Genomic DNA, 20,773 nt, shown 5'->3' with positions numbered 1-20,773 from the left:
CTCACTGGCGTTGATCCCGCATCACCGCCGGATCAACGTCAGTAGGCAGCCACCAGCCGCTTCAGCATCGCGGCCACATCGGGGTGCGCGGCGAAGCCCAGGTGCGTGCAACGCATTGGAATTGCCAGGTCTCGCTCACCCTTGCGCCCGCAGGCGGAGCGGTGGGATACGATGCCGTCGCGGGGGCTCCACAGGGCGACAGTCGGCACCGGCGGCTTGGTTGCCATGTCGCGGCCGATGGGCGGTTCGTCCACCGAATGGCCCGCAATCAACTGGTAAGCGCGCCAGGCATTGTTGGCGCGGCGGTCTCCGGAAAAGGGCGTGCCCATGGTGACGACCAGCCGCACCGCTTCGGGGTGGGCCTTGGCCACCTCGCGCGAGAACAGGCCGCCGAGGCTCCAGCCGACCAGCACCAGCGGCTCGCCTTCCTTGCGCGCCATGGCGACGACACGTTCGCACAGCCGTTCGAAGCGGTCCTCGGTCGGGCCGAAGTTGAAGCCCAGGCCCCAGTCGCTGACGCGGTGCCCTGCGGCTTCAAGCGCAAGGCGCAGCGGCTTCATCCGCACCGGATGGGTGCCGAAGCCGGGCAGCAGCATCACAGCGCGCGATTCGCCGGCAGGTTCATCTTGCACAGGCATCTGCCGCGAGGCCTGCCAATGCTCTATCGGCGTGCGCAACTCACCCAGAAACGCCTGCCACTTCGGTCCACGCACATCCACAGGGCGCGACTGCAAGGCAAGACTTCCGCGCCGCGCGATCTCCTCGCGCAGCAGCGAAAGGCGGGCAGTCGCCTGCCCGAGTCCCGCCGCCCCTTGCTGAAGATTGAAGATCATTGCCATTGCCTGCCCGCTATCGACCGAACCAGCGATGAACGCCAGCATTTGGCAATTGTTTCAAATTCGCGTCAAGAATTGACAAGCGAGCGCGATATCAACCCTCGATGACGCGGCTCTGGGGATGGTGCTTGTCGAGATGCTTGCGCAGAATCCGGAGATTGCGCGAGTTCGAGCGGAAGAACAGGTCGAAGGCATCGCCCACTAGCGGCACGGCGCCGAGTGCAGTGTCGAACGCAACATTCGCGCCCATGCGCCACAGCTTCCATTTTGGCAGGCCAAGGTTGCGCGCTTCCCACACAATGTAGGCGCCCATCGCGGCGGTCAGCACATCGCCAAGAACGGGGACAAGACCGGCAATCGCGTCCAGGCCAACCTCGCGCCGGATGCCGGGGATGGTGAAGCTGCGCTCCAGCACGCGCTCCAGCATTTCGACGCGCTGGCGAACCGAGGCGGGATCGTTGCCGATGCCCGGCAATTCCGGGCGTATGCGCTGGGGACGGTTGGCGGAAGCGGAGTGGTCCATGCCCCTTATCTGGGAAGCCATGCCATCGGCGGCAAGGGATGCCAGCCCCAGGGGTTCGCCGCGAAGCCCGATGTGCCGCTGCGGACCATCGACCAGCGCAAGGGCCGGGCGATAGGGATGAAACCGTTGGCCGCAGTGATTTCCGCCTCGGCCTCGGCCAGCAATGCGGCACGGGCTGCCGGATCGATCGATTTGCGGGCTTCGGCCACGCGCTCGTCTCCTACCGGACTGCACACCGCCTTCTGCACCGTGCATGACAACTGATTGAGAAACCACGTCGCACGGCCATATCGCGCGGCGATGTCAACAAGGCGCAGGTCTGCACGGTCACGCTCGCCCACGCGCCGGATCGACAGGCCGATGCGGGCAAAATCGCTTTGCAGCTGATCGAAGACCCGTCCTGAACCAGGTCCCGCCGGCATGGCTATATTCAGCGTCGGGATGGCCTTGCCCGCGCCTTTCCAGGCCGCAACGCGGGCGGCGGCCTGATCCTGGCGTTGCTCGACCGACGTGCCCTGCCATCGTTCGCCAATCGTGCCGAGATCATCCTCGACATCGGGCGAAACGACCCGGGTGGTGCCTTGCCAGCCGCCAATATTGAAGCGGCCGATCACTGCTTCCCGGTCGATCGCCATGGCCAGCGCCTCTCGGTTGGCGGACGCGCCGAGAAAACCCTGGGTGCTATCGACCATCAGGCCAAACAGGCCGATGACCGGATCAAGCTGGACGTTGCCCCGCGTGAGCCCGATCGAGCCGGCCAGGGGCAGCGTATCGATCCGCCCACCGAGCAGGACATCGGCGTAACCGTCGTTGAAAAGAGCCACAGCCTTGTCGGGCGAGGCGAAAGTCAGTGCAAGCTTGCGCGCGCGCCGCGCGAAATCGGGCTGCTTGGGCAAGCCGCGCTGTTCGGGCGGAATGAGCGTGAAGATGCTGGCACCTTCCTCATCCTGTCCCTTCGCCATGGGCCCGGTGCCCTTGCCCTGCCACAGCAGCGCCATTTCAGGCTGGGCCAGCAATATCAGCAATTCTGGAACTGGAGCTGAAAGGTCTATCTCGATCACGCGATCGGCCATCACGCGCACTTCGTCGATCGCGGCCAGATCGAGCCCCAGGGCCCTGCCCTTCAACCCGGCAATCGTCTTGCGCAGGGCAGCGGCGGCAGCATCGGCGGTAATGCGCTTGCCATCGGGCCAGGTGCCGTCGCGCAGGCGGAAAATGTAGCTTTGCCCGTTGTCGGTAACGATCCAGCGGTCGGCCAGCGCGGGCACAACGCGGCCTTGCTCATCGAAGCTGACAAGGCCTTCGTGGGTGGCGGAGCGCAGGAGTTGCGCGGCAGGCGAAAGGCGCTGGCCAGTCTCCTTGAGCGCGGAGGAATTGCCCATCACGGCAATTTCGAGGGTGCCTTCACGCGATTGGCCGCAAGCGCCGAGCGCAAGGGCCAAGGCAGTCATAACGGCATGGCGCGGGATCATGGCGCCAGCCTAAGCCAGCAGCGCGCCAGCGTCCAGAAGGTCAGATCTTGCGCAATGGCCCCGTCTGCGTGGCGATCGGGACCTTCACGAAACGCGGTGTCGAAGGCCCGTTGCCGACAGGAGCGCGAGCGAGCTTGGGATCGACCTCCTCGACGAAGGCAATGCCGAAACGGTTATCCTGAATCCAGGCAACAACCCCTTCGACCCAGCCGATGTTTCGCAAGTTTACCTGAACCGGAGTTCCCCGCATCACCTTCATCTCGCCTTCGGCCATCATGCCGCCTGCGGAAAGGTTGCGAACCTTTACGCGGTGCTCGGCCTCGGTCCCAGAAAGGCGCACTTCGGCCATCAGGAAAAGGCTGTCGCGCCCCAGTTGCCGATGGTCGATGTCTGTCACCAAAGGTCCTGTCTTCCTTCGAGGAAACCCACGCATGCCAACCGATGTGGGTGGGCACGCACCGAACTACCGATAATTCGTAGATCTTTCCTAAACGTCGAGGGTAAACAAGAGGTTGCCACGGCGGTTTGTTAACCTGAATGTCATGGTCCCGGACAGGTCATGGCCGGGACCACAGCCTCACATGTCCCGCGAAATTTTTTCCCTGCGTTCATGCGCTTCCTGCGCCTCGACTGTCATCGTCGCGATCGGGCGGGCGATGAGGCGACCGAGGCCGATGGGCTCACCGGTCACTTCGCAGTAACCATATTCGCCTTCATCAATCCGGCGCATGGCGGAATCAATCTTGGCGATGAGCTTGCGCTGGCGATCACGGGTGCGCAGTTCAATGCCCCAGTCGGTCTCGCTCGAGGCGCGGTCGTTGAGGTCGGGTTCGCGGATCGGTCCGTCCTGCAGCGCGGTCAGCGTGCCAGCCGCAGCGGAGAGGATCGACTTCTTCCATTCCATCAGCAGGCGGCGAAACCAGTCCTGCTGGGCTTCATTCATGTAGGGTTCGTCGTCATTGGGAACATAATCGCTCGGCATCGCACGACGCGCTTTTGCCAGAACGTCAATCTCGTCACTCAAGACCCCAGCCATTCGGCCCTCCGCATAACAAGCTATCCGCCCCTCCCGGCCTGCATCATTCCCTTGTCAGGCGTGCAAGCTCTTGTCTTCGCGCGCCTATAGGATTGGCCCGTGACGCGCACAAGCACTTAGGCGGCCATGATGCATTAATGACGACTGAAGCGTGAGAAGACGCACAGGGTTTTCCCAATCTGTTTCATCCGAAAGCTGATTTGTTTCAGCATTAACCATTTGTTGACCAAGATCGTTGACCTTCGTCCTGTCGGAAGACCGGGGGTTCGGCCTTCCTTTCAGGGGGTAGAGGTTATGGGACAGACCTGGATAAAGCTGATTACCAAGGAAGGGACACCGATCAGCGAATCGCGCGATGTTGCCGACATGCTGGTGGCAACTTGCCTTGCTGCCGCCGCTGCAGGCGACACGAGCGCGCTGTTCGATCTGGGCGTTGCCTATTCGACCGGCAGTCACGGCGTGGACTGCGACCTGATCGAGGCACACAAGTGGTTCAACCTTGCAGCCGTCGGCGGTCATGACGAAGCTGCCCAATGCCGGGCAGACGTGGCCGACGAGATGACCGCGCGCGAGATTGCCGAAGCGCAGCGCCGAGCACGTGAATGGCTGCGGGCAGGACGCGCGGCGGCTTGAACTGCCAATTCATCCCTTCCTGAACGGGGTCCGCTCTCCAAGATACATCTGGTCTTGCGCGATGCCTGCGCGTTCGCGTTCGAGAAAATCGGCGACCGCGCTGCGGAAGTTGGGATCGGCGATGTAATGGGCTGACCAGGTGCGGACGGGTTCGTAACCCCTTGCAAGCTTGTGGCCCCCTTGGGCGCCTGCTTCCACCCGCGACAGGCCCAGCGCGATGGCAGCATCGATTGCCTGATAATAGCAGAGTTCGAAGTGGAGGAAGGGCTTCTCCACCACTGCGCCCCAGTAGCGGCCGTAGAGCGCGTCCCTGCCAATGAAGTTGAGCGCGCCCGCCACGGGTTCGTCGCCATCGAAGGCGAGGACGAGGAGGACCTTGTCAGCCATGCGTTTGCCGATCAGGTCGAAGGCGGCACGGGTCAGATAGGGGCGGCCCCATTTGCGCATCCCCGTATCCTGATAGAACACCCAGAACGCGTCCCAGTGTTGGGGGCGGATGGCATCGCCGGTCAGCTGGCGGATCTCGACGCCGTCCTGCGCCTTGGCCCGCTCCTTGCGCAGGTTCTTGCGCTTTTCGGAACTCAGCGCGCCGAGGAAGTCGGCAAAGCTTTCATAGCCACGGTTCTCCCAGTGGAACTGGATGTCCGAGCGGGGTAGCCAGCCGGCCTGTTCGAACAGCGGCAACTGACCCGGCTCGATGAAGGTGGCGTGGGCTGAGGACAGGCCGTTGCTGTTACAGAGCTGTTCAGCGGCGCGCAGGAGCGGGATTGCGAGCTCCGGGCGATCTCCGAGCAGCAGGCGGGGGCCGGTGGCTGGCGTAAAGGGGGCGCTGATCTGCAGCTTGGGGTAATAGCTGCCCCCTGCCCTGGCCCAAGCGTCCGCCCACGAATGGTCGAACACGTACTCGCCCTGGCTGTGGCTCTTGAGGTAGGCGGGCAGTGCTGCGGCGGGCTTGCCACCTTCGCCCTCGATCACGATGGGCAGTGGTGACCAGCCGGAGCGGCCGCCGACCGATCCAGAATCCTCAAGCAGTTTCAGGAAAGCGTGGGAAACGAAGGGGTTGCCGTCACCTGCAAGCCGGTCCCAGTCCTCGGCAGCGATTTCCGAGACGGACTTGTGGATGCGCGCGGTGTAAGTCACGCGAGGGTCATGCCCCGACGCCTGCGCCCTCGGCAATAGGTCCATCGGCACAGTCTGCCGCACGTGCGGCGAGCTCGGCGGAGCGGACGGTCCATGTCAGGACCGGGAAGCCGCGCTTGCGATGGGCGGCGGCAAACTTGCTCGGCAGATCGCGCACGTCCCATGCAAGAAACTGGGGGCGAGCCTGCCAGAAGGCAAAGTGCAGTTTGAGCGTGGCGAGGAGCGTGCGCTTGCCCTCCTCGGTCACGACAAGGCCGTGGACCACGTGCGGCGAATGGCGACCGAACCAGCGGCAGACGCGCGGGTCGAAGCTCATGACGGCAACGGGCCCGCGATAGCCTTCAAGCCCACGGCGCACAGCCAGGCACAATGGCGCGACCCGGATTTCGCGCTTCGACTTTAGTTCGATCAGCAGCGGCGCGCGACCGGCGACAGAATCGAGGAAGGTGCGCAGGGTGGGGATGCAGTCGCTGCTGCCGGTCAGCTGAATCTTGGCCAGCGCATCGGCGCGCCGTTCGATCACCGGACCGGTTTCGGCGGTCAGGCGATCGAGGTCCCAATCGTGGAAGACCACTGCCTGACCATCAGCGGTGCGCTGGACATCGCATTCGATGCCCATGCCCCGCTCGACGGCAAGGGCGAACGCGCTGGGCGAATTTTCGGGAACGCCGGCCCCGTGCAAGCCGCGATGGGCGTAGCTCACGCCTCGCAGCCAGCCGACCCGCGCCTGATCCGGCGCGGGGACCAGAAAGCGGTCAAGCAGGGCGAACAGCAAGGACAGCATCGACTTCCACCGCAGCGCCCAAGGGCAGGACAGGCACGCCGACCGCGCTGCGGGCGTGCTTGCCAGCGTCGCCGAAAGCCGCAGCCATCAGCTCGGACGCGCCATTGGCGACCTTCGGCTGATCGGTGAAGTCCGCGGTCGAGCTGATGAACGCACCAAGCTTGACCACGCGCTCCACGCGATCGAGCGAGCCCAATGCCGCCTTGACCTGGGCGAGGATCATCAACCCGCAAGCCTGGGCGGCGGCGGTGCCATCCTCAAGGCTGACGTTCTCGCCGAGGCGGCCAGTCACCAGCTTGCCATCGATGAAGGGAAGCTGGCCCGAGACGTGGAGCAGCCCGTTCGCCTCGACCGTCGGCACATAGGCGGCAACAGGCGCGGCGGCCTGCGGCAGCGTGTGCCCGAGGGCTGCCAGCTTTGCTTCAACGGGATCGGTCACGCGTCTTCTCCATGTATTTGTTCGAGTATCCAGGGCAGTGCCGCTTCCCAGTCATCGATCCGGGCGTGGGCATGGCCGGCCTTGTGGGCGCAGTCGATATGGGGGCTGAGCAGCGGTTCGCCGCACAGGTGCAGGCGGATCACCTCGGGCGTCAGTTGCGAAACCGAATCGTGGTGCTGCGGCAGATCGTCAATGAACAGGGCGCGCGAGGGATTGTACTCGTCGAGGATCGCCTTGAGCGCAGGGCCTTTCGGCCCTTGGTTGGTGAAGACGCGAGCGTTGATGCCGACATCGGCCAGCTGGCGCGCGCGCATGTCACGGCGGTGATCGTTGAGATTGGTCAGGATCACCACGTCGGCGTCCTGCCCGACCGCGTTGATCCCGGCGACGGCACCGGCAATGGCCTGCTGGCGATACATCTCGGTATCGAAGAACTTGTTGAGCAGGTTCCAGATTTCCTGTGGCGGCACCAGCTCGCCATCCTTGGCGTAGCGCATCGCCTTGGAGAAATCGGCGCTGTCCATCTTGAAGCTGACGCCTTGGCTTTCGCCCAGCCAGTCACGGAACGGGGCGACCATGTGCAGCAGCACCTCGTCGCAATCGCTGACGATCAGGGGGCGGCTACTCATGACAATTCCTTCCGGGCGGCAATCAGGGTTTCGGGCGAGATGTCGAGCGCGAAAGCCGCGTTGACAAGGTCTGCCTCGTGATTGGCAAGAAAATCGAGAACGGCAGCGAGCATGGAGGGATCGCCAAGGCCCGCGCGCAACTCGTCGGGTGTCAGGCCAGTGAGGCTGAGGAACCGCTCGGCGCGGTCACCATCGGACAGGACCCAGCCGAGAGCCTGCAGCGCAAGGGCAGCGGCATCGATGGGGGAGGAAGGCTCGCGGATGATTGTCAGGGCCTTTCGCGGGCAATAAGGGTGGCGCCGTCAGCTTTCGAAAACAGGCGTGTCAGTGGCAAAAAGAATTCTGGTTGTCGAGGACAACGACCTCAACCGCAAGCTGTTCTGCGACTTGCTGCGCGCCAAGGGTTTCGAGGTGGAACCGGTGGCCGATGGCCGCGAGGCGATCGAGAAGACGCGCCTGTTCATGCCGCATCTGGTGATCATGGACATCCAGCTGCCGAACGTCTCGGGCATTGACCTGATCGAGGCGATCAAGGCGGACGAGGAGCTGAAGGCGATCCCGATACTTGCCGTGACGGCCTATGCCGGCAAGGGCGACGAAGAGACTATCCGCGCGGCAGGCGCCGAGGGCTATCTTGCCAAGCCGGTGTCGATCGGGCCGTTCATGGTGGCGGTGAACGCCTTGGTTTGAGAGTTACATCGCCGCCGCAACGCTGCTCGCGTGTTCGATCACGAAGGTGACGACTGTCAGGCACAGGCCGGTCATGAAGCTCTTGTAGGCGTAGGCGAGGTATTTGTACTTCTTGCGCTGCAGGACCTGCCCGTTCTGGTAGATATCGTGGAGCATGGTGCGGAACACGGTTTCGTCGGCCCGCAATTCGGACAGGATTGAATCGGTCCACTCGCCCTCGTCCATATGGGTGAAGTAGCCGAAGAACAGCTTGTTGGGCTTGCCATCGTTCAGCTTTGCAGACCTGGGGTTGCTGACCGATGGCAGGACCGCGAACACCGCGCACATGGCCGAGATGAACGCAAACAGCGCCAGCACGCCCAGCGACCACGGCATTGCGCCGCTCTTCGCCTGCCCCACCGCGATGGTGAACACGAGGAACGTCGCGCCCATCAGGATCGAGGCCTTGGCATCGGCCATCTGGCTTAGCGTCAGGTTGATCTGCTGCGATGTGCGCACCAGGTGAATGGCGTGATTGGAGTATCCCGAGGGCGACGGCATCGATGGTGCGGCCAGCGGTTGCTCGGCCTGTTCCTCGACTTGTGCCATCATTCCCCCCCTGCCGTTCTGTGCGCCGTTTCTGGCCGCCGTTCTGTGCGGTTATCCGTAATTCCGGGGATGACACAGAGGCAGCGTGCTTGACAAGCAGTGCCATTGGCCGCTTTTCGGCCTTAATCGTCTGGCAGGGGGCCTCTCCTGCTCCTTGGAGAAGAATTGATGGATCGCGCCGCAACCGCCGAAAAGATCGCCGAACTGATCGAACCCTTCAACAAGAAGGGCATCGCAATCACCGAAGCGACCACTTTTGCTGGCGATCTGGAATGGGATAGCCTGACCGTGATGGATTTCGTCGCGGCCATCGAGGATGACTTCGACATCATCATCAGCATGAACCAGCAGGCCGAGATCGAAACCTACGGCCAGTTGATCGATGCAGTGACGAAGCTGCAGGGATAAGCCAATGACCGATCTTTTCAGCAAGTTCGACCCACTGATCGAACAGCGCCGCGCGCTGCTGGCAGGTGGGGTGGAAGATCCGTTCAACCTCGTGATGGAGCGGGTGATCAGCCCGACCGTTGCGGTGTGCAACGGGCGCGAGACGATCCTGCTCGGCACCTACAACTACATGGGCATGACCTTCGACCCCGACGTGATCGCGGCGGGCAAGCAGGCCCTCGATGATTTCGGTTCGGGCACTACGGGCAGCCGCGTGCTGAACGGAACCTATGCCGGGCACAAGGCCTGCGAAGAAGCGCTCAAGGAGTTCTATGGCATGGATCATGCCATGGTGTTCTCCACCGGCTACCAGGCCAATCTCGGCATCATCAGCACGATTGCCGGCAAGGGTGACTACATCATCCTCGACATCGACAGCCACGCTTCCATCTGGGACGGCTGCAAGATGGGCGATGCCGAAGTGGTGCCGTTCAAGCACAACGACATCGAGGCCATGGAAAAGCGCCTGAAGCGCGTGCCGGAAGGTGCGGGCAAGCTGGTGGTGCTGGAAGGCGTCTACTCGATGCTGGGCGACATCGCCCCGCTCAAGGACATGATCCGCGTTGCCAAGGAACATGGCGCGATGGTGCTGGTGGACGAGGCGCACTCGATGGGCTTCATCGGCCCCAACGGGCGCGGCGTGGCCGAGGATCAAGGGTGTCTCGAGGACGTCGATTTCGTGATCGGCACGTTCTCGAAGTCGGTCGGCACCGTCGGCGGCTTCTGCGTTTCCAACCATCCCAAGTTCGAGATTATGCGGCTAGTGTGCCGTCCCTACGTGTTCACCGCCTCACTTCCGCCGAGCGTGGTGCACACGGCTGCAACGTCTATCCGCAAGCTTATGCACGCCGGAAACAAGCGGGCACACCTGTGGGAGAACTCGAAGACGCTGCACAAGGGCCTGCGCGACAAGGGCTTCCAGCTGGGCACCAGCGAAGCGCAGAGCGCGATCATTGCCGTGATCATGCCCGATCTCGAGCGGGGCGCGGCAATGTGGGAAGCGCTCCTGCACGAAGGGCTTTACGTGAACCTTGCCCGTCCCCCGGCAACGCCCGCAGGCATGACACTGCTGCGCTGTTCGCTTTGCGCCGAGCATTCTGCCGAGCAGGTCGGCAAGATCATCGGCATGTTCGAACGCGCCGGAAAGGCCGTGGGAATCATCTGATGCGGTTGGTTCTGGGAGCAGTTCTGGCTCTGGCAGCGCTTCCGGCACGGGCGCAGAACCGTCCTCCCGTTGCGCCCACGGTGACCCCGCCGGGCGACGGAATGATCGAGAAGCCCTGCCCCACCGACACGCGCGGGCTGTTCTTCGGCCATCCCTATGTGCGCCAGTACGACTGGGCGTGGCAATGCCGCTATGCCGAGGCTGACAAGCAGTTGGCACAGACGCCGCGCGTGGTCTTCATCGGGGATTCTATCACCGAGAACTGGGTGGGCCTCGCACCGTCGCTGTTCGTCGCAGGAGCTGTCGGGCGGGGGATCAGCGGACAGACTAGCCCGCAGATACTGGTGCGGTTCTATCAGGATGTGGTCAGGCTGCGGCCCAAGGTCGTGCACATCATGATCGGTACCAACGACCTTGCGGGCAACACCGGACCGAATAGCCCCGAGATGTACACCAACCATATCGCGGCAATGGTTGATCTGGCCAAGGCGAACGGCATCGCGGTGGTGATCGGCAGCATTCTGCCAGCCGCCAAGTTCCCGTGGAAACCGGCGCTTTCGCCCGCAAGGCAGGTCGTTGCGCTGAATGCCTGGCTCAAGGACTATGCCAAGGCTCGTGGTGCGGTTTATGCCGATTACCACGCAGCGCTGGTCAACGCCGAGGGCGGGATCAATCCGGAGCTGGCACCCGATGGCATTCATCCGAACGCCAAAGGCTATGCGGTAATGGAGCCCATCGCCAAGGCGGCGATTGCCGAAGCCGAGAAGCAGGCAGCGAAGAAGCGTTAATCGGCGCCGTTGCGCTCAAGCCAGCGTGCGCGGATTGCGTCCGAGCCTTCACGGCTGCCATCGTGGCTCCAGCCCGGCTCGCGCACCAGGTACGAGAGCTTGTGCCGGAACGGCGCGTGCCAGAAATCGGCTAGCATTCCCTGCCATTCATGGAACGCGGCATGCAGCAGGTGGAAGCTGCCCAATTGCTTGACGATGCCGTAGCGGATCGCAAGATCGTCGCGCTCGCGCTGGAACGTTCCGAACAGGCGATCCCACACGATCAACGCCCCGGCATAGTTGCGATCGAGGTAAATCGGGTTGGTGGCGTGATGAACGCGGTGGTGCGACGGCGTGTTGAACACTGCCTCGAACCAGCGAGGCATGCGCCCGACCGCCTCGGTGTGGATCCAGAACTGGTAGATCAGGTTGGCACCGCCGACGGTGACGATCATCGCCGGATGGAAGCCGAGAAACGCCGGCCAGATGCGGAAGATGAAAGACAGGGCGAAGAAGCCGGTCCAGGTCTGCCGCAGCGCGGTCGACAGGTTGTAGTGCTGGCTCGAGTGGTGATTGACGTGGCTCGCCCAGAACCAGCGCACGCGGTGTCCGGTGCGGTGAGCCCAGTAGTAATTGAAGTCATCGAGCACGAAGCAGGCGATCCATGCCCACCACGCGGACGGCACCGTTGCCACACGGTGATCATAGAGCCACATCGCCGCCGCAAAGACGACGCCAGCCGTCAGTGCCCCGGCAACGGTGCTGCCAAGGCCCAGCGCCAGGCTGGTCAGGGTATCGCGCGGTTCGTACTTTTCGGGGGCGCTGCGTGCGGCCCAGATCATCTCGGCGAGCACCATGATAACGAAGAACGGCACCGCATAGGTGACCACATCAATCGGCTTCATGCGGCTGCTCCCAGGCGGCGGAGGCTGGCAGCCCAGACCTGCGCCTGATCGCCCAGGTCCAGTGTGACCGTGCCGAAGCGTCGGTCATCGATGGCGATGGTAAGAAAGCGCCCATCGAGCCGCACCCCGGCGTGGCTGGTCAGCTGGCGTGTGGCGAAATGGCTGCCATGCTGGCGGATGAGCAGGACCCGGCCGAGCCGGTCGCGGGCAAGCGCACCGATGCCGGCGCGGTCGACGACGATGTCCTGAGCCTCGAAGCCGCAGATCGCATCCTCGGCCAAAGCGCGCGCTTCGTCGGCGCCGTGAATGCGGGGGTCGCCGCCGAGTTGCATGCGGCGCGCCAGCCATGCCAGCATGAGTATCGCCAGAAGCGATCCCAGCAATTGCAGAACCTTGGCCACGACCGGATTGCCCAGTGCGGTCTCGATCAGAGTGTTCACCCCCGCCCCCGGTGCGCGTTATCCGGCCTGCCCGGCGAGCATGTCGACTGTCGCCCGGATCGGCGAAATGTCATACCCGGCACCGGCCGCCCTAGCTGCAATCTCGTCAGGATCGAGGCCAGAGCGAGCCTGCGCGAGCGCCCAGAGCAGGGTCGAACGGGTGCCGGAGCGACAGTAGGCGAGCACGGGGGCGTCGCCCGCCTGAGCCAGCGCCGCCTGCATCGCCTCGACCTGCGGCATCGAGAAGCCGGCGTGGCTGACCGGAATCGCGACATAGGCGATTCCGGCATCGCGTGCGGCCGCTTCGATATCGGCGCCCGGAGTCTGATCGTCGGCTTCACCTTCAGGACGGTTGTTGATGATCATGCCGATGCCCAGCGCCTTGGCATAGGCCACTTCGGCGAGGCCGATCTGCGGACTGGCATAAGTCTTGTCGTCGATCTTGCGAAACATCTGGTGGGTCCTGACAATCTGTTCGCCACGCTTCTGCCCAATGCTCGTGCCCGGGGCAAGTACGGCGCTTGCCCCGGTCATGGGCATTGCGCAGATCGGCACAAATGCCACAGTTTTCGGGACGAATTGTGGCCGCCTTGTCGATTCCGTTAGCGGTCCTGCATTTTTGCTCTATAGTCTTGGCCGCAAAGGTAAGGTCCGGCCTCTTGAGTCCGGCACTGATTCCCTCGTCGCGCCGCCGGTTCCCGCGTCCGGCCTGCGGTGCCGTGAAGGTTGGGGCGGATTGAAGGTCTATTGATTTCTATGGGTTTTGACAGAGGGCGGCGCGGTCGCGGCAGAGACAAGCGCGACGGATTCGGCGACGAAGGCGGTTTTGATCCCTACGGCGGCGGCGGTGGCGGCTTTGGCGGCGGCGGTTATGGTGACCGTGGCGGCTTTGGCGGCGGCGATCGCTTTGGCGGCGGCGGCGGACGTGGCGGCTTCGGGGGCGGTGATCGCGGCGGCTTCGGCGGTGGTGATCGTGGTGGCTTCGGCGGCGGCGATCGCGGCGGCTTTGGCGGCGGTGGTCCGCGCGGCGGCGGTGGCGGCTTCGGCGGCGGTCGTGGCGGCGGCATGCCTGCCCAGGTTGTCGGCACCGGCAAGGGTGTCGTGAAGTTCTTCAACGGCCAGAAGGGCTTCGGCTTCATCTCGCGCGAAGACGGTGGTGAGGACGTGTTCGTCCACATCAGTGCAGTCGAGCGTGCCGGCCTTGAAGGCCTGGCTGAAGGCCAGACGCTGGAATTCAACCTCGTCGACCGTGGTGGCAAGATTTCTGCTGCAGACCTTCAGGTCGTGGGCGATGTCATCCCCGTGGCTTCGAAGCCCGCTGCCCCGCAGCGCGAGCTGACTGGCGAAAAGGCCACCGGCACGGTCAAGTTCTTCAACGCGATGAAGGGCTTCGGCTTCATCACTCGCGATGACGGCCAGCCCGACGCATTCGTGCACATCAGCGCCGTCGAACGCTCGGGCCTGCGCGAGCTGAACGAAGGCGACAAGCTGGAATTCGACCTCGAGGTCGATCGACGAGGCAAGCACTCGGCGGTCAACCTGGTGCCGATTCAGGGTTGATCCCGATTGCATCGCTTCCGGTAGTCTAACCGGCGGCCTGCAACCACATACGCGCACAGATGGCGGTCCTGAAGGGCCGCCATTTGTCGTTTGTCGATTCCCCTTTTTCTATCTGGCTCGCGCAGTATTGTTGCGCAATCTGGAAACATTCGTGACTGAACAGGAGAGTTCTATGTCGATCACCCCGCTGATGCCCGTGTACCCCCGGTGCGGCGTGCGTCCGGTGCGAGGCGAACATTGCCACCTGATTTCCGAGGATGGCACGCGCTACCTCGATTTCGCCAGCGGCATCGCAGTGAACCTGCTCGGTCATTCGAACGAACACCTGATCGGTGCGATCCAGAAACAGGCTGCGACGCTGATGCATGTGTCGAATCTCTATGGCAGCCCTCAGGGTGAACATCTCGCCCAACGCCTGGTCGACCTTACTTTTGCCGACACCGTGTTCTTCACGAACTCGGGCGCCGAGGCGGTCGAGTGCGCGATCAAGACCGCGCGTGCCTATCATTCGGCCGTGGGCAATGACCACAAGTACGAGCTGATCACCTTCAAGAACGCCTTCCATGGCCGCACGATGGCCACGATCAGTGCCTCCAATCAGGAGAAGATGCACAAGGGCTTCCTGCCGCTGCTCGAAGGCTTCAAGTACGTCGACTTCGACGACCTCGAAGGCGCCAAGGCAGCAATGGGTCCGAACACCGCCGGCTTCCTGGTCGAGCCCATCCAGGGCGAAGGCGGCATCCGCGATGCCTCGGACGAGTTCCTCAAGGGCCTGCGCACGCTGTGCGACGAACATGACCTCGTGCTGATCTTCGATGAAGTGCAGTGCGGTGTTGCCCGCACCGGCACGCTCTATGCCTACGAACAGTATGGCATCACGCCTGACGTGATGGCGACTGCCAAGGGCATCGGCGGCGGCTTCCCGATGGGTGCTTGCCTCGCCACGGAAAAGGCGGCGCGCGGCATGGTCGCCGGCACGCACGGCAGCACCTATGGCGGCAACCCGCTGGCCATGGCAGCCGGCGAAGCTGTGCTCGATGTGGTCGCCAACGAGGAATTCCTCAGCGAAGTGCGTGCCAAGGGTGAGCGGCTGCGCGGCCGTATCGAACAGTTCATCGGCAACTACCCCGACCTGTTCATCGGCGTTCGCGGGCGTGGCCTGATGCTCGGCCTCATGATGAAGGTCGAACCCCGTCCGTTCGTCGCCCACATGCGCGACAACCACCAGCTGCTGACCGTTTCGGCGGGCGACAACACCGTCCGCGTGATCCCGCCGCTTGTGATCGACGACAGCCACATCGACGAATTCATGGAGCGTCTTTCAGCCGCTGCGGCAAGCTACGCGCCGGAGGCGCCGGTTACATGACCAGGCACTTCCTGAACCTCACCGATGCTGGCGGCGATTCCATCGCTGCCATGCTGAATGACGCGATAGACCGGAAGGCTGCGCGCGCCGCTCTTCCCAAGGGCCAGCCAGACGCAGACGCGCCACTGGCCGGTCGCGTGCTGGCCATGGTGTTCGAAAAGAATTCCACGCGCACCCGCGTGTCGTTCGACATTGCCATGCGCCAACTTGGCGGTTCGGCGCTGATCCTCGATGCGGGTACGACCCAGCTCGGCCGCGGCGAGACGATCGCCGACACGGCGCGTGTGCTCAGCCGCATGGCAGACGCCATCATGCTGCGCACCGACGACCATGCCAAGGTCGAGGAACTGGCCCGCTATGCCAGCGTTCCGGTGATCAATGGCCTCACCGACCTGTCCCACCCCTGCCAGATCATGGCGGACCTGCTCACCGTGATCGAGCATGGCAAGGCCCTGCCCGGCCTGGAGGTCGCCTGGCTGGGCGATGGCAACAACGTGCTCAACTCGATCGTCGAAGCGGCCGGACTGATGAAGTTCAATGTGCGCATCGGCGTGCCGGAGGGGTATGAATCCGACGCTGCGATGATCGAGGCGGCAAAGCTCGCTGGCGGCGGCATCCGTGTGGTCCGCGATCCGGTAGAGGCTGTTCGCGGAGCCGACGTTGTCGTCACCGACACATGGATTTCGATGGGCCAGGCCCATGCCGAAGCCAAGCTGGCGGCAATGGAGCCTTATCAGGTCAACGATGCGCTCATGGCCCACGCCAAGCCCGACGCCCTGTTCCTGCATTGCCTGCCCGCGCATCGCAACGAGGAGGTCACGGACTCCGTGATCGACGGCCCTCGCTCGGTCGTGTGGGATGAGGCCGAGAACCGCATTCATGCGCAGAAGTCTGTGCTGCGCTGGGTGTTCGGCCAGATTTGAAGGATGTGAAGTAAAGTGAGTGAACAGGTCCAGCCGTCCACCGGTTTCGATACGGTGATGCAGTTCACCCTGCCGCACAAGAATGCGCGCGGCCGGGCAGTGCGGCTGGGCCCGGTTCTCGACACGATCCTGTCTGCCCATGCCTATCCTGCGCCGATCCGCCACCTGCTGGCCGAAGCGCTGACGATCACCGCCCTGCTGGGATCACTGCTGAAGGGCGACGACAGCCAATTGACGCTGCAGGCGCAGACGCAAGACGGCATCGTCGACCTCTTGGTCTGCGACTATCGCAATGGCGAGCTGCGTGGCTACGTCCGGCATGACCGGGCACGGTTGGACGAGTTGGGTCCGGTACCGTCGCTCTTCTCCCTGTTCGGCGAAGGATACTTGGCGATCACCTTTGACCTTGCCGCAACCGGGCAGCGTTATCAGGGCGTCGTGCCGCTTGAGGGCAATTCGCTGGCAGAAGCGTGCCAGAGCTATTTCTTTCAGTCCGAACAAATACCCACGCTGATTCGTATCGGCGTCAGCAACACCCCTGGCGCATGCGTCGCAGGGGGCCTGCTGCTACAGCACCTGCCAGAAGGCGAGGAAGGCCGCGAGCGTCTGCATGTGCAGCTGGACCATCCCGAGTGGGAGCACGTCTCCGTCCTCGGTGGCTCGATCAGCGAGGCAGAGCTGGTCGATCCGGCGCTCGACCTCGAAAGCGTAGTGTGGCGCCTGTTCCACGAGGAGCCGGAAATCCGGGCCGAGACCGGTACGGCCCTCACCCGCGGTTGCCGCTGCACGATCGAACATTATCGCGACATCTTGTCCCGCTTTGCCGCATCCGAGCGCGCGGAAATGGAGAATGACGACGGGCGCATCGTGGTGGATTGCGCGTTCTGTTCGCGGGAATTTGCGATCGAACTGGACTGACAATCAGGCCTTGACCTAAAATGTGACAGTACTTTTCACATTTGGTCGCGCACTGTGACCGTTCCGTCGCGCGAAACACCGTGATAAGATCAAGCATTGAGTGAGCAACGGCACAGACGCCCGCGCTCATGGGTGCGAGTGGAGCTTCATGTCGTCACGTCTGGTCCCGCTTCGCGGCCTCGGTCGCGCCACAGTCCTGTCTGCCATTGCGGCTGGAGCCTTCGCTGCGACGTCCGGCGTCGCGCAAGGGCCTGCCCTTGCCATGCTTGACCGGTTGGAGCCGGGTCTGTGGGAAGTGCGCGCCCGCGATGAGGCCGATACCGTGCAGCTATGCGTCGACAATGGCCGGAAGCTTATCCAGGTGCGCCACCGTGGCGAGGCTTGCCGGCGGTTTGTCATCGACGATGCGCCCAATATGGTGACGGTGCAGTACACCTGCCCGGCCGGTGGCTATGGCCACACCCGGGTCCGCTTCGAGAACCCGCGCCTCGCACAACTGGAAACGCAGGGGATCGACAACGGCCTGCCGTTCAACTTCGTCGCCGAAGCACGGCGGCTCGGTCCGTGCCCGCGTTGAGACAGGAAGCATAAAGTTACGCGCGAGACCATTGCATCGGGCCGGCGGCACGGCTAGCCCATTGGCAATGTTGCAAAGCCCTGAAGTCGCCCAAGCTCCTCTCGCAGTCGTTCTCCTTTCGGGCGGACTCGATTCGATGGTTTGCGCAGGGCTGGCCAAGGAGCAGGGATTCCGCGTTCTTGCGCTGACGATTGATTACAACCAGCGGCACCGCATTGAGCTCGACGCGGCGCGCGTGATCGCAGAGCGCGTCGGCGTGGAACGCCACGTCATCCTGCCACTGGACTTGCGCCAGTTCGGCGGTTCTGCGCTGACTGCGGATATCGACGTGCCCAAGGACGGCGTGGGAGACGACATCCCGGTGACCTATGTCCCGGCCCGTAACCTCGTGTTTCTGTCGCTCGCCCTGGCTTGGGCAGAAGCTGCTGGCTCGAAGGACCTGTTCATCGGGGTGAACGCCCTGGACTATTCAGGCTACCCCGATTGCCGGCCGGAGTTCGTGCAGGGCTTCGAAGGCCTGGCGCGGATCGCCACCAAGATCGGCAGCGAGGGTGGGACAGTAACTGTCCATGCCCCGCTCCAACACCTCAAGAAATCACAGATCGCGCAGGAAGCAGCGCGACTGGGGCTCGATGCTGGCCAGAGCTGGTCCTGCTACGATCCCCTGACCGATGGGAGAGCCTGCGGCGTATGCGACAGTTGTCGCCTGCGACGCGCAGGGTTTGAAGAGGCAGGCCTGAATGACGGAACCCGGTACAGCGACTAGCACGGACCCGACGCACCCTCAGGAACAGGAAGCGACTGCGTACAGCTGGTACGTCTTGAGCATTCTGGTGCTAGTCTACGTCCTAAATTTCGTTGACCGGCAGATCCTTTCGATCTTGGCCAACGATATCAAGAAGGACCTGTCGCTTACCGACGCGGACCTCGGCTTCCTTTACGGAACCGCCTTTGCAGTGTTTTACTCGCTGTTCGGCATTCCCCTCGGCCGTCTCGCCGACAGCTGGCATAGAGTCCGCCTGATGAGTGCCGGACTCGCGTTGTGGTCACTGATGACAGCGGTCTCGGGCCTGTCTCGGACCGGGGGACAACTCACCGCCGCGCGCATCGGCGTCGGTGTAGGAGAGGCGACGGCGAGCCCGGCGGCCTATTCCCTGATTTCGGACTACTTCCCGCAAAGGCTGCGCGCAACCGCCTTGTCGATCTACTCCTCCGGGTTGTTCCTGGGGGGCGGCCTGTCCCTGCTGGTGGGGGGCCTTATCGTCGAGCAATGGAACGCGGCGTACCCCGCAGGAGGCCCCTTCGGCCTTGTTGGCTGGCAGGCAGCCTTCATGGCCGTTGGCCTGCCCGGAGTGCTTCTGGCCTTGCTCGTTGCCACCCTGCGCGAACCCATACGCGGCGCCATCGACGGACTGCCAACGCCCAGCGTGGAGCGCCCTTTCAAGGGATTTTTCGCAGAACTCGTTACGGTGATCCCGCCGTTGACGCTGATCGGCGCTGCGCGGCGCGGCGCCATGGCCCTGATCGCCAATCTCGCGGTGGCCGTGGTCATTGCCGGCGGGGTCTACGCACTTACCATGCTGCTGGGACGACCGACGCGTCAGCAATGGATCTTCGTGGGGGTTGGCCTTTACGCGGTCTACAGTTGGGCAAGCGCCTTGCGGGCGCGCGACCTGCCAACCTTCCGCCTGATCTGGGGAACCCCTGCATTCCTGTGCACGACGCTTGGATACGGCATGGTGGCGTTCACTTCGTACGCCACGTCCTACTGGGCCGCTCCTTACGCCGAGCGCGTGTTCGCCATTGCCAAAGGTGACCTTGGATGGTTCATCGGCGCGCCCGGTGCCTTGGCCGGGTTCCTCGGCGTGATCATTGGTGGCCGCATTGCCGACCATCTGTACAAACGACATTCTGCCGGGCGGATCATGGTGACCTTGTTCGGGCTGATTGCGCCTATCGTCCCAATGGTCATTGCCTTCCGGACCGACAGCTTCGCAACTTTCGTCGCCATGCTGTTTGTGGCGCAGACGATGTCGAGCAGCGCGCTGGGCGGTGCCGCGGCAACCAGTCAATCCCTGGTCCTGCCGCGCATGCGGGGCACTGCCACGGCCACGTTCTTCCTCGCCACCACGCTGGTCGGTCTCGCGCTCGGGCCGTTCATGGCGGGCTACGTGTCGGCTACCAACGGCGAAGATCTATCGCTTGGGGTGCTGTCCACGCTTGCGGCAGCGCCGATCGGGCTCGTTCTTCTTATCGTGGCAATTCGCAGTGTCCCCGGAGCGCTGGCCAGCCTCGATCAGCGGGCACGCGCAGCCGGGGAAACCCTCGCCTGATCAGGCGCCCTGGGTAAGTACACCACAGGCAACGCGGCCCCCGCTGTTGCCGCTGGGGTCGGTCTTGTAATCGTCCGGCCCGGCGTGGACGACGATGGCAGTGCCATCGGTATCGAACAGGCTGGCCAGCACCGTGGCGGCTGTACCGCTGAGGGGCGCGCTCAACGTCCCGGTCCCGTCAGCTGCAACGGTGATGTTCGGAAGATCCCCCAGGTGCGGGCCGGCGGGGTTCATCGTGCCATGTTGGTGAGCGGTGGGATTCAAATGACCACCGGCCGATGTGAAGCCCGGAGCCTCGCACTTTCCGGTCGTATGCATGTGGATCCCATGCTGCCCGGTCGACATTCCCCGCACATCGGCAACGAGCGAGAGCGCAGTCCCCGACTGCTCGATCCTGACAGTGCCTACCGAAGCGCCCGCAGCGTCTGAAAGCGTAGCCCGTGCCAGCGTCGATGTCTGGTCCGCCTGGTCCATCGTTGCACATGCGCCCAGCAGAAGCGAGCAGGAGAGAGGCAGGATTGCGGCCTTAGATAGCATTACAACGGTCTCCGATCAGTTGGCGCCCTAGCTCATAACGAAAAAGGGGCCGGATTTCTCCGACC

Annotated in this window: 27 protein-coding genes; 12 read left to right on the top strand and 15 right to left on the bottom strand. The window is 63.5% G+C overall.

The window, feature by feature from the left end; genetic code table 11:
- Positions 1-38 precede the first annotated feature (38 nt).
- The 5 genes from IM701_RS02925 to dksA all read right to left on the bottom strand — a co-directional run bounded on the left by IM701_RS02925 (position 39) and on the right by dksA (position 3,867).
- A complete protein-coding gene (locus IM701_RS02925; protein ID WP_193828319.1) occupies positions 39-833 on the bottom strand; it encodes a triacylglycerol lipase in 795 nt (264 codons plus the stop codon).
- A 97-nt stretch (positions 834-930) separates the two neighbouring features.
- On the bottom strand, positions 931-1,359 hold the full coding sequence (locus IM701_RS02920; RefSeq protein ID WP_052242106.1) for a DUF4112 domain-containing protein: 429 nt from the start codon (positions 1,357-1,359) through the stop codon (positions 931-933).
- Positions 1,360-1,364: 5 nt separating this feature from the next.
- A complete protein-coding gene (locus IM701_RS02915) occupies positions 1,365-2,831 on the bottom strand; it encodes an ABC transporter substrate-binding protein (RefSeq protein WP_193827734.1) in 1,467 nt (488 codons plus the stop codon).
- Positions 2,832-2,871: 40 nt separating this feature from the next.
- A complete protein-coding gene (locus tag IM701_RS02910; protein WP_193827733.1) occupies positions 2,872-3,228 on the bottom strand; it encodes a PilZ domain-containing protein in 357 nt (118 codons plus the stop codon).
- 180 nt (positions 3,229-3,408) lie between these two features.
- Positions 3,409-3,867, bottom strand: coding sequence for an RNA polymerase-binding protein DksA (dksA, locus tag IM701_RS02905; protein WP_039332497.1), 459 nt, complete (start codon positions 3,865-3,867; stop codon positions 3,409-3,411).
- A gap of 294 nt (positions 3,868-4,161) precedes the next feature.
- Here dksA and IM701_RS02900 point away from each other — a divergent pair, with 294 nt between their 5' ends.
- The gene (locus tag IM701_RS02900) at positions 4,162-4,500 is read left to right on the top strand and encodes a sel1 repeat family protein (protein ID WP_193827732.1); all 339 of its coding nucleotides are present in this window, start codon (positions 4,162-4,164) and stop codon (positions 4,498-4,500) included.
- A gap of 9 nt (positions 4,501-4,509) precedes the next feature.
- Here the strand turns inward: IM701_RS02900 and IM701_RS02895 are convergent, their stop codons facing one another.
- Genes IM701_RS02895 through IM701_RS02875 form a run of 5 tightly spaced genes read right to left on the bottom strand, consistent with a single transcriptional unit; the run spans position 4,510 to position 7,692 of the window.
- Positions 4,510-5,640, bottom strand: coding sequence for a GNAT family N-acetyltransferase (locus IM701_RS02895; RefSeq protein WP_230487771.1), 1,131 nt, complete (start codon positions 5,638-5,640; stop codon positions 4,510-4,512).
- A gap of 7 nt (positions 5,641-5,647) precedes the next feature.
- Positions 5,648-6,424 (bottom strand): glycerophosphodiester phosphodiesterase family protein, encoded by a 777-nt coding sequence (locus IM701_RS02890; RefSeq protein WP_230487770.1) that lies wholly within the window; start codon positions 6,422-6,424, stop codon positions 5,648-5,650.
- Positions 6,396-6,863 carry a RidA family protein gene (locus IM701_RS02885; RefSeq protein WP_039332489.1) on the bottom strand — a complete coding sequence of 156 codons (468 nt, stop codon included), beginning with the start codon at positions 6,861-6,863 and terminating at the stop codon, positions 6,396-6,398. The genes IM701_RS02890 and IM701_RS02885 overlap by 29 nt, the downstream gene beginning before the upstream one ends.
- Positions 6,860-7,492 carry a hypothetical protein gene (locus IM701_RS02880; RefSeq protein WP_039332486.1) on the bottom strand — a complete coding sequence of 211 codons (633 nt, stop codon included), beginning with the start codon at positions 7,490-7,492 and terminating at the stop codon, positions 6,860-6,862. The genes IM701_RS02885 and IM701_RS02880 overlap by 4 nt, the downstream gene beginning before the upstream one ends.
- Complete coding sequence (locus IM701_RS02875; protein WP_322788216.1) at positions 7,489-7,692, bottom strand: DUF3572 family protein; 204 nt, start codon at positions 7,690-7,692, stop codon at positions 7,489-7,491. The genes IM701_RS02880 and IM701_RS02875 overlap by 4 nt, the downstream gene beginning before the upstream one ends.
- Before the next feature lie 127 nt (positions 7,693-7,819).
- On the opposite strand from IM701_RS02875, the gene IM701_RS02870 reads away from it, so the two are divergent.
- Positions 7,820-8,182, top strand: a complete 363-nt coding sequence (locus IM701_RS02870) for a response regulator (protein ID WP_039332483.1) — start codon at positions 7,820-7,822, stop codon at positions 8,180-8,182.
- A gap of 3 nt (positions 8,183-8,185) precedes the next feature.
- On the opposite strand, the gene IM701_RS02865 is transcribed toward IM701_RS02870, so the two are convergent.
- Positions 8,186-8,770, bottom strand: coding sequence for a Pycsar system effector family protein (locus IM701_RS02865; protein WP_193827730.1), 585 nt, complete (start codon positions 8,768-8,770; stop codon positions 8,186-8,188).
- Positions 8,771-8,938: 168 nt separating this feature from the next.
- Here IM701_RS02865 and IM701_RS02860 point away from each other — a divergent pair, with 168 nt between their 5' ends.
- The 3 genes from IM701_RS02860 to IM701_RS02850 are packed head-to-tail and all read left to right on the top strand — an operon-like array spanning position 8,939 to position 11,170.
- Positions 8,939-9,178: an acyl carrier protein gene (locus IM701_RS02860; RefSeq protein WP_039332481.1), complete on the top strand. Its 240-nt coding sequence runs from the start codon at positions 8,939-8,941 to the stop codon at positions 9,176-9,178.
- A 4-nt stretch (positions 9,179-9,182) separates the two neighbouring features.
- Positions 9,183-10,382: an aminotransferase class I/II-fold pyridoxal phosphate-dependent enzyme gene (locus IM701_RS02855; RefSeq protein ID WP_062347092.1), complete on the top strand. Its 1,200-nt coding sequence runs from the start codon at positions 9,183-9,185 to the stop codon at positions 10,380-10,382.
- Positions 10,382-11,170 (top strand): SGNH/GDSL hydrolase family protein, encoded by a 789-nt coding sequence (locus tag IM701_RS02850; protein ID WP_193827729.1) that lies wholly within the window; start codon positions 10,382-10,384, stop codon positions 11,168-11,170. Before IM701_RS02855 ends, IM701_RS02850 begins: the two co-directional genes overlap by 1 nt.
- Here IM701_RS02850 and IM701_RS02845 read toward each other — a convergent pair.
- The 3 genes from IM701_RS02845 to IM701_RS02835 are packed head-to-tail and all read right to left on the bottom strand — an operon-like array spanning position 11,167 to position 12,947.
- A complete protein-coding gene (locus tag IM701_RS02845) occupies positions 11,167-12,054 on the bottom strand; it encodes a sterol desaturase family protein (RefSeq protein ID WP_193827728.1) in 888 nt (295 codons plus the stop codon). The genes IM701_RS02850 and IM701_RS02845 overlap by 4 nt on opposite strands.
- On the bottom strand, positions 12,051-12,494 hold the full coding sequence (locus tag IM701_RS02840) for a hypothetical protein (RefSeq protein ID WP_230487769.1): 444 nt from the start codon (positions 12,492-12,494) through the stop codon (positions 12,051-12,053). Before IM701_RS02840 ends, IM701_RS02845 begins: the two co-directional genes overlap by 4 nt.
- A gap of 18 nt (positions 12,495-12,512) precedes the next feature.
- Positions 12,513-12,947: a TIGR01244 family sulfur transferase gene (locus IM701_RS02835; RefSeq protein ID WP_193827727.1), complete on the bottom strand. Its 435-nt coding sequence runs from the start codon at positions 12,945-12,947 to the stop codon at positions 12,513-12,515.
- A 303-nt stretch (positions 12,948-13,250) separates the two neighbouring features.
- Here IM701_RS02835 and IM701_RS22165 point away from each other — a divergent pair, with 303 nt between their 5' ends.
- The 7 genes from IM701_RS22165 (at position 13,251) to IM701_RS02800 (ending at position 20,171) form a co-directional block, all read left to right on the top strand.
- Positions 13,251-14,054, top strand: coding sequence for a cold-shock protein (locus IM701_RS22165; protein WP_039332478.1), 804 nt, complete (start codon positions 13,251-13,253; stop codon positions 14,052-14,054).
- 172 nt (positions 14,055-14,226) lie between these two features.
- Complete coding sequence (locus IM701_RS02825; RefSeq protein WP_039332477.1) at positions 14,227-15,420, top strand: aspartate aminotransferase family protein; 1,194 nt, start codon at positions 14,227-14,229, stop codon at positions 15,418-15,420.
- Positions 15,417-16,343, top strand: a complete 927-nt coding sequence (gene argF, locus IM701_RS02820) for an ornithine carbamoyltransferase (protein WP_193827726.1) — start codon at positions 15,417-15,419, stop codon at positions 16,341-16,343. Before IM701_RS02825 ends, argF begins: the two co-directional genes overlap by 4 nt.
- A 57-nt stretch (positions 16,344-16,400) precedes the next feature.
- Positions 16,401-17,261, top strand: coding sequence for an Hsp33 family molecular chaperone HslO (locus IM701_RS02815; RefSeq protein ID WP_193828316.1), 861 nt, complete (start codon positions 16,401-16,403; stop codon positions 17,259-17,261).
- 148 nt (positions 17,262-17,409) lie between these two features.
- Complete coding sequence (locus IM701_RS02810; protein ID WP_230487768.1) at positions 17,410-17,838, top strand: DUF3617 family protein; 429 nt, start codon at positions 17,410-17,412, stop codon at positions 17,836-17,838.
- Between the two features lie 67 nt (positions 17,839-17,905).
- Positions 17,906-18,604, top strand: a complete 699-nt coding sequence (gene queC / locus IM701_RS02805) for a 7-cyano-7-deazaguanine synthase QueC (protein WP_062347250.1) — start codon at positions 17,906-17,908, stop codon at positions 18,602-18,604.
- Positions 18,579-20,171: an MFS transporter gene (locus tag IM701_RS02800; protein ID WP_193827725.1), complete on the top strand. Its 1,593-nt coding sequence runs from the start codon at positions 18,579-18,581 to the stop codon at positions 20,169-20,171. The genes queC and IM701_RS02800 overlap by 26 nt, the downstream gene beginning before the upstream one ends.
- On the opposite strand, the gene IM701_RS02795 is transcribed toward IM701_RS02800, so the two are convergent.
- Complete coding sequence (locus tag IM701_RS02795; protein WP_193827724.1) at positions 20,172-20,708, bottom strand: superoxide dismutase family protein; 537 nt, start codon at positions 20,706-20,708, stop codon at positions 20,172-20,174. It abuts the gene before it with no gap.
- Positions 20,709-20,773: the final 65 nt, after the last annotated feature.

Source organism: Novosphingobium sp. ES2-1 (assembly GCF_015169775.1).
GTDB lineage: Bacteria > Pseudomonadota > Alphaproteobacteria > Sphingomonadales > Sphingomonadaceae > Novosphingobium > Novosphingobium subterraneum.
Note: the sequence above shows the minus strand (reverse complement) of the source record. Positions and strands in the feature narration are given on the sequence as shown.